Source organism: Rhodococcus spongiicola (assembly GCF_004011835.1).
Classification (GTDB): domain Bacteria; phylum Actinomycetota; class Actinomycetes; order Mycobacteriales; family Mycobacteriaceae; genus Prescottella; species Prescottella spongiicola.
Genome location: NZ_RKLN01000005.1, coordinates 428,208 through 435,063, shown reverse-complemented (window position 1 = coordinate 435,063; position 6,856 = coordinate 428,208). Strand labels below are relative to the sequence as shown.

The 6,856-nt window shown below is 65.3% G+C and carries 6 protein-coding genes; 1 reads left to right on the top strand and 5 read right to left on the bottom strand.

The window, feature by feature from the left end; genetic code table 11:
- Nucleotides 1-1,049, top strand: a 1,049-nt coding sequence (locus tag EF834_RS15530) for a thioesterase domain-containing protein (protein WP_235871230.1), incomplete at its 5' end; no start/stop codon positions are given.
- A 92-nt stretch (nucleotides 1,050-1,141) separates the two neighbouring features.
- Here EF834_RS15530 and katG read toward each other — a convergent pair.
- The 5 genes from katG to EF834_RS15505 all read right to left on the bottom strand — a co-directional run bounded on the left by katG (nucleotide 1,142) and on the right by EF834_RS15505 (nucleotide 6,773).
- A complete protein-coding gene (gene katG / locus EF834_RS15525) occupies nucleotides 1,142-3,358 on the bottom strand; it encodes a catalase/peroxidase HPI (protein ID WP_268961034.1) in 2,217 nt (738 codons plus the stop codon).
- 48 nt (nucleotides 3,359-3,406) lie between these two features.
- Nucleotides 3,407-3,811 carry a Fur family transcriptional regulator gene (locus tag EF834_RS15520; RefSeq protein WP_164874149.1) on the bottom strand — a complete coding sequence of 135 codons (405 nt, stop codon included), beginning with the start codon at nucleotides 3,809-3,811 and terminating at the stop codon, nucleotides 3,407-3,409.
- Between the two features lie 399 nt (nucleotides 3,812-4,210).
- On the bottom strand, nucleotides 4,211-5,065 hold the full coding sequence (locus EF834_RS15515; RefSeq protein ID WP_127948108.1) for an ABC transporter permease subunit: 855 nt from the start codon (nucleotides 5,063-5,065) through the stop codon (nucleotides 4,211-4,213).
- A gap of 6 nt (nucleotides 5,066-5,071) precedes the next feature.
- On the bottom strand, nucleotides 5,072-5,848 hold the full coding sequence (locus EF834_RS15510) for an ABC transporter permease subunit (protein ID WP_127948107.1): 777 nt from the start codon (nucleotides 5,846-5,848) through the stop codon (nucleotides 5,072-5,074).
- Nucleotides 5,838-6,773 (bottom strand): ABC transporter ATP-binding protein, encoded by a 936-nt coding sequence (locus EF834_RS15505; protein WP_127948106.1) that lies wholly within the window; start codon nucleotides 6,771-6,773, stop codon nucleotides 5,838-5,840. Before EF834_RS15505 ends, EF834_RS15510 begins: the two co-directional genes overlap by 11 nt.
- Between the last annotated feature and the right edge of the window lie 83 nt (nucleotides 6,774-6,856).

Here is a 6,856-nt window from a genome sequence, read left to right as displayed (position 1 = left end):
GGGCGCCGACGACCCCGATCCAGCAGGTCGTGGCCGCCGTGTTCGCCGACGTCCTCGGCATCGACCGGGTCGGGCTCGATGACGACTTCTTCGCCCTCGGCGGGAACTCGCTGGCCGCGACCCGCGTGATGGCCCGACTGCGAAGCGGCATCGGTACGACCGTGCCGTTGCAGTGGTTGTTCTCGGATCCCACAGTGGAAGCGCTGGCCGGTCGGATCGTCGCCGGTGTCGAGGGCCCGGCAGGGGAGGGCTTCGGCCCGGTGCTTCCCATCCGGGAGTCCGGTGCGGCGGCGCCGCTGTTCTGCATACACCCGAGCGTCGGATTGTCCTGGTGCTATATGGGTCTAGCCCAGCGCCTCGAGGGAGACATCCCGATCTACGGAGTCCAGAGTCCTGCGATCCTCGAGGAGGACTTCGTGCCCGAGTCGCTCGAGGAACTCGCGGAGCGATACACCAGCGAGATCCGTGCGGTTCAGCCTGCCGGTCCGTATCGGCTGCTTGGCTGGTCGTTGGGCGGCGTCATTGCGCATGCGATGGCGATCCAACTTCAGGCAGTGGGCGAGCGGGTGGAGTTGTTGGCCATGATGGACAGCTTCGTCGGCTCGAATGGGGCGGAGGACGGATCCCGGAAGAACATCACCATGAGCGACCTGCTGGGCGGATTCGGTGTAGACCAGGGTGTAGCGGGCTCTACCCTCTCGGACCCGAGCGTCGAAGCCGTCACCACCGAATTTGCCGGGCTGACTGGGCAATCCGTCGAACGAGCCGAACAGGTCGTGGGGCGACTCCTGTCGACGGCGGAACGCAACTCCCGGTTGATGTTCGAATACTGCCCCGAACGCTTCGACGGCGACATCGTGTTCTTCACCGCGACGGCTGACGATGACACCGGGACCCGGGCCGTACGGGAATGGGATGGGGCCGTGACTGGACAGGTACGCAACTACCCAGTGCCGGAGACGCATTGGCGGATGACCGCCCCGAGCGCATTGGCCGTCGAAGCCCCAATCTTGAGCGATGTGATGAGCGACGGAAAACGGCCGGAGTAATCGTGGACAGCGTTCCCTGGGGGGCACAGAAACCCCCTGCGGATAGCTGAGAAGCAATCCACAGGGGGTTCGTGCCGATCACCTAATGGAGATCAGGCGAGTTCGAACCGATCCAGCATCATCACCTTGTCCCACGCGGCGACGAATTCCTGTACGAACTTCTCCTTCGCGTCGTCGCATGCGTAGACCTCTGCGAGGGCACGCAGTTCCGAGTTCGACCCGAATACCAAGTCGACGCGGCTACCGGTCCACTTCAGCTCGCCGGTCGCGCGGTCGCGGCCTTCGTACCTTCCTTCCTCGGAGGTCGGCTCCCACTTCGTCCCCATGTCGATCAGGTTCACGAAGAAGTCGTTGGTGAGCGATCCGGGGTTCGAAGTGAAGACCCCGAGCGACGACTGCTTGTGGTTGGCCCCCAGGACGCGCAGACCGCCGATGAGGACGGTCATCTCCGGCGCGCTCAGGGTAAGCAGGTTCGCCTTGTTGATCAGGGCGTGCTCGGCAGGCAGACGCAGCTCCTTGCCGACATAGTTGCGGAACCCGTCGGCGTTCGGCTCGAGCACGGAGAACGACTCGACGTCCGTCTGATCCTGTGTGGCGTCCATGCGACCCGGGGTGAAGGGCACCTGGATGTCATGGCCGGCGTTCTTCGCCGCCTGCTCGACGGCGGCGCAGCCACCGAGGACGACGAGATCGGCGAACGAGATCCTGGTGTTGCCGGTCTGCTTGGAGTTGAACGCCTCCTGGATCCCTTCGAGCGTGCGCACCACCTGTGCGAGCTCGTCGGGCTCGTTGACCTCCCAGTTGGCTTGCGGCTGCAAGCGGATGCGGCCACCGTTGGCGCCACCGCGCTTGTCGCTGCCCCGGAACGACGACGCCGCGGCCCATGCAGTCGAGATCAGCTGCGCGACAGTAAGTCCCGACGACAGGATCGAGCTCTTCAGGTCAGCGACATCGCCGGCTCCGACGAGGTCGTGATCGACAGCGGGAATCGGGTCCTGCCAGAGCAGCGCCTCCTGCGGGACTTCTGGTCCCAGGTAGCGGGCGATGGGACCCATGTCGCGGTGGGTCAGCTTGAACCACGCCCTGGAGAACTCCTCGGCCAACTCCTCCGGATGGTCGAGCCAGCGGCGGGTGATCTTCTCGTAGGTCGGATCCACCCGCAACGAGAGGTCGGTAGTCAGCATGGTCGGTGCGCGCCCGGCCGACTTGTCGAACGGGTCGGGAACCGTGCCCGCACCGGCACCGTCCTTCGCGACCCACTGGTTGGCACCTGCGGGGCTCTTCGTCGGCTCCCACTCGTAGCCGTAGAGGGTCTCCAGGAAGGTGTTGTCCCACTTGGTTGGGGTGGGCGTCCACACAACCTCGAGACCGCTGGTGATCGCATCCTTGCCCACGCCGCTGCCGAAGGAACTCTTCCAGCCGAGGCCCTGTTCCTCCAGTGGTGCGGCCTCGGGCTCGGGACCGACCAGGTCGTCCGGGCCGGCACCGTGGGTCTTCCCGAAGGTGTGACCACCCACGATCAGAGCGGCTGTCTCCACATCGTTCATCGCCATGCGGCGGAACGTCTCCCGGATGTCGACTGCTGCCGCCATCGGGTCCGGGTTGCCGTTCGGGCCCTCAGGGTTGACGTAGATCAGACCCATCTGGACCGCCGCCAGCGGATTCTCGAGGTCGCGCTTGCCGCTGTAGCGTTCGTCGCCGAGCCAGGTGTGCTCCGGGCCCCAGTAGACGTCCTCGTCGGGCTCCCACTGGTCCACGCGGCCGCCGCCGAAGCCGAAGGTCTCGAAGCCCATCGATTCGAGCGCGACGTTTCCGGTGAGGACGATCAGGTCGGCCCACGAGAGCTTCTTGCCGTACTTCTTTTTGACCGGCCACAGAAGGCGCCGGGCCTTGTCGAGGCTGGCGTTGTCCGGCCAGCTGTTGAGGGGAGCGAAGCGCTGCATACCGGCTCCGGCGCCACCGCGACCGTCCTGGATGCGGTAGGTGCCCGCGGCGTGCCACGCCATCCGGATGAAGAGCGGTCCGTAGTGGCCGTAGTCGGCGGGCCACCACTCCTGGGAGTCGGTCATCAAGGCCTCGATGTCGGCCTTGACAGCAGCGAGGTCGAGCGTCTTGAACTCTGCGGCGTAATCGAAGTCCCCACCCATCGGGTTGCCGACGACGGGGTCCTTCTTGAGGATCCTCAGGTTCAGGGCGGTGGGCCACCAGTCACGGTTATCGGAGGCCGTCACTCGGTGCGGGCCGCCGCCCGACATGACCGGGCACCCCTTCTCATTCGTTTCATTTTCGCGAGTTACGTTTTCGGACACGAGATCCTCTCCATGAGTAGACGGATCGAGCAGTGATCACGGATGTGATCATGAACTTCTTGCGGTCGAGCAGTCCTGACAGAGCCCCCAATAGATGACCTCGGCCTCGTCAATCGAGAAGCCTTGGGAGTCTAATTCTTTCAGGCACGGGGCCTCGCCGACAGCGCAGTCGACGTCGACGATGGTTCCGCAGGATCGGCAGACCATGTGATGGTGGTTGTCGCCGACCCTCGCCTCGTACCGCGCCGCGGAACCGGAGGGCTGGATGCGCCTCACCAGGCCCGCGGTGGTCAAGGCACGCAGCACGTCGTACACGGCTTGCCGGGACACGTCGGGCAGGCTGTCGCATACGGCCATGTAGATCGAGTCCGTGTCGGCGTGCGGATGCGCGTGCACAGCGTCGAGTACCGCGACCCGAGGACGGGTCACGCGGAGGTCGGCGGCGCGCAACATCTCCGAGAATTTCGACGTGGTAGCCACAACCTCGACTATGCCCCTTTTTTTGATCAAGTCAAGACTATGCCCGGATCTCTACGGAAGTGAAACAATTCGGAACCGCGACGAGAGGCCGTCACGAGTAGACGAGAGGCTGTCATGGGTAGCGGAGCAGAGAAGATTGGCAAATCCCTGTCCAGTAGGGAGTCTCTGATTGCGGGACCAGTGGGCCTGTTTCTCGGTCTCGTTCTGGCTGCTCCGTGGGCAGTTACGGCGACGGCCCTGTTCATGATCGTTGGTCTAGCCGCCGGCATGACTGTCGGGGCCTTCGTCCACCGGGCAAGAACGTCTCGCCGAACGTAAACCTCTCGCCCCGTCCTGGCCGTTAGGGTCTTGTGGGACGCTTCGCGGTTCGGCTCAGCCACGCAGGTCGCGCCGCTCGAAGACGCCCGCCGCGATGACGCCGATGATCAGGGCTGCCGCGGCCAGGATCAGCAGATGCGTCCAGTCGGGGCCGTTGACCAGCGGGTTGGATGCCGTGTAGTAGTACCAGGGGCTGATCTTCGCACCACCGGCCAGGGCGTCGGAGAGCGGCAGGAACACGCTGACCGCGAAGGCGAGGGCTGCGAGGCCGCTGGTGGCGGAAGTCGCGACACGACGGCTGCCCGTACCGGCACCGAGCGCGAGGCCGATCATCCCGAACAAGATTCCGAGTAGCGCGGTGTGCACGGCGGCACCGAAGATCCCGGCGGCAGTCAGGTTCAGGTCACCGATCATGTTGCCGGCGATCAGACCGACGGTAAGGAACGAGCAGACCACCAGGACGTGCACGATCATGGCGTCGATCTTGGCGAGCAGGAACGGGATTCGGCCCACGGGTGCGCCGAGCAGGGTCCCGAGGGTCTTGTCCTGCTCTTCCCCGGCGGTGGCACGAACTGCGGAAATCACCGCGATCGCGATCGCGCCGGCGGGGGCCACTATCGACATGAGTTCGGCGTTGACCCAACCGGCCGGGCTGGTCAGGTCTGCCCCGGCAAACGCTCTGGCCAACGTGTCCGTCAGCGCGGTGGGGATATCGGCGAACGCATCCTTGAGGGGCGGCCACAGTGCGCCCACCATCAGGCCCATCGCCACCATCAGCCCGCCGATGACGACGGACAGCGTCATTCGGTCGGCGATAGCCTTGCCGACCAAGGCGCGGGCTGCGGCGAGTCTGGCTGTCGGACGCCGGATCTCGGTGTGACGGCCGAGTGGTGTGGTGCCGGGGGTCATCGAGGCTCATCCCTTCAGATCGCGGCGCTCGAAGGCAAAGAACGCGACGATGAGCGCGAGGATGGCCAGCGCGGCGAGTACCAGTAGGTGCGCCGGGTCGAGTCCGTTGGCGAGGGGGGTGCTCCCGGAGTAGTAGTACCAGGGGCTCAGCCGCGCCCAGCCATCCAGATCGGCGAGCGGAAGCATGGCGTTGGTGATGTAGCTGAGGGCCGCCACGGATCCGGCCGCCGCGGCGGCGACACTGGGTCGGCCGGCGATCGCTCCGACGGCCACCGCGAGCGCACCGAAGGCGACGGCAAGCATCAACAGGTGCAGGCAGGTGGCTGCGATGGCGCTCTGCGTCAATCCGATCCCGAACAGGGCGCTGGAGGCCGCGGCGGATGCCCAGAACAGTACGGTCGCGGCGATCAGCGCCAGCAGGAGTCCGCCGATCTTGGAGGCGAGGATGCCGGTGCGGGTGACCGGTTGCGCCGCCAGCACCGCCATCGTGCCGTCTTCCTCCTCCCCTGCCGTGGCGCGGGCACCGCCCGCCACGGCGTAACCGACCAGAGCCAGGGGAGCGATCAGGTTGAACACCTCACCGACCACATAGCCGCCCGGCACCTCGGCGCCCATGAACGCATTCAATGCTTCGGGGAAACTCTCGGTGAGGTTGGTGATCGTGTCTTCGAGTCCCGCGCCGATCGCGAGGGCGAAGACGGTCAACACGATCAACACCGCCGCTAGCCCGAGGACCGGCGCCCGGCGCTCACGCATGTCCTTGGTCAGGATGTCAGTGGACATCGGATACCTGTCCCTCCTGCTTGCCGACCGGGGACACGGTGTCGCGGTAGTACGTCAGGAAGACCTCTTCGAGGTCCGACTCGCGGCTGTTGAGGTTGAGGACCTCGTGGGCCATGGCCGCCTTCAGGATGTCGTTGACCGGGCCCTCGAACGAGACGGTGGCGTGACGGCGCTCCACCGATGCCTCGTGCACCCCGGCAACCCCGTTGAAGGTGCCGGGAGGGATCGGATCGGCGAACTCGAATTCGATCCGACGAATGGCCTTGCGCTTGAGATCGTCCACCCCTTCGACCACGACCAGTCGTCCTTCTCTGATGATCCCGACCCGGTCGGCGACCCGCTCGACCTGCGAGAGGCTGTGCGAGGAAAGGAACACCGTGCGTCCTTCGTCGCGAACCTCCTCGAGCATGGCGTGGAATTCCTGTTGGATCAGCGGGTCGAGGCCGGCGGTAGGTTCATCGAGCACCAGCAGCGCGGGTGAGTGCATGAACGCTTGGATCAGACCGATCTTCTGTCGGTTGCCCGTCGAATAGTCGCCGACTTTGCGAGACAGATCGGCCTTGAGCCTCTCGGCGAGTTCGTCGATGTAAGACTGCTCGACTCCGCCTCGCAGCCTCGCGAAATACTCCAGCGTCTCCTTGCCGGTGAGCCGTGGATACAACGCCAGGTCGCCCGGCACGTATCCGATCAGCCGGCGGATCTCGAGGGCGTCTCGGTGCACATCGTGACCCAGGATCGTAGCGGCTCCGGAGGTAGGCCGGATCTGGTCGAGCAGGGTGCGAATGGTGGTCGTCTTGCCGGCCCCGTTGGGGCCGAGGAACCCGAAGATCTCACCCTGGGCGACATGCAGGTCCAGATCCTGGACGGCGACGACGTCACCATAGTGCTTGGTCAACTTCTGGGTGTCGATCGCCCAATCAGTCATCGCCGTTGCGCCTTTCGTTCTGATACCGCCTCAGGAGCGCGCGCCGAACGGAAAGTTAGCGCTTGGCTCAGTGGAAACTCCAA